The organism is Pelagicoccus sp. SDUM812002, from assembly GCF_031127835.1.
Classification (GTDB): domain Bacteria; phylum Verrucomicrobiota; class Verrucomicrobiia; order Opitutales; family Opitutaceae; genus Pelagicoccus.
The window spans coordinates 1-547 of the sequence record NZ_JARXHX010000121.1; the positions used below are offsets into that span (position 1 = coordinate 1).

At 42.0% G+C, this 547-nt stretch carries 1 protein-coding gene; it reads left to right on the top strand.

Annotated features, from left to right (window positions below):
- The coding region (locus QEH53_RS23965; RefSeq protein ID WP_309025767.1) for a hypothetical protein at window positions 1–543 on the top strand (543 nt) is incomplete at its 5' end.
- Window positions 544–547 lie beyond the last annotated feature (4 nt).

A 547-nucleotide genomic window follows, 5' to 3' on the forward strand; every position in this document is an offset into this window, starting at 1 on the left:
GCGTTCTGCAAAATAATGAAAACAGCGTTCCTACTTCACGTCCTCTTCATGAGCATCATAGCACATGGAAGCACCCTATCAATCAGCAGTGCTGTTTCTGCAGGAAACAGAGTGTTCATCTTCGAATGCGGCATAGTTAAAGACGGATACAATCAGATTGTAGATCACTCATCGATTATTCTGACAGAAATGAAAGAAGACATGAAGCGACCGACCTTTCGATTCAACGCAGACTCTTCATTTACGATTCTAGTCGCTGAAAAGGAAATCAAATTAAATAAAAAATCACTGGTTGTGATTTATGATCACAAAACTGGAAGTTTAACTAAGATATCGGATGGTTTTACGCTTAGAGACTCATCAGAGTTTTTTGATCCACTAGCACAGGAAATCCAAAACGATTTACGTTCTCATTTCGAAAAAAAGCAAAACAAGGCGGTCGATACAACGGCGGCAAACGCTCGCCTCTTTCGCATCGAAACTTCGAAATCAACCAACCCAGACGTGGAGGCGATGACTGAAGCCGCCGTCGTATCACCTTAGCGTT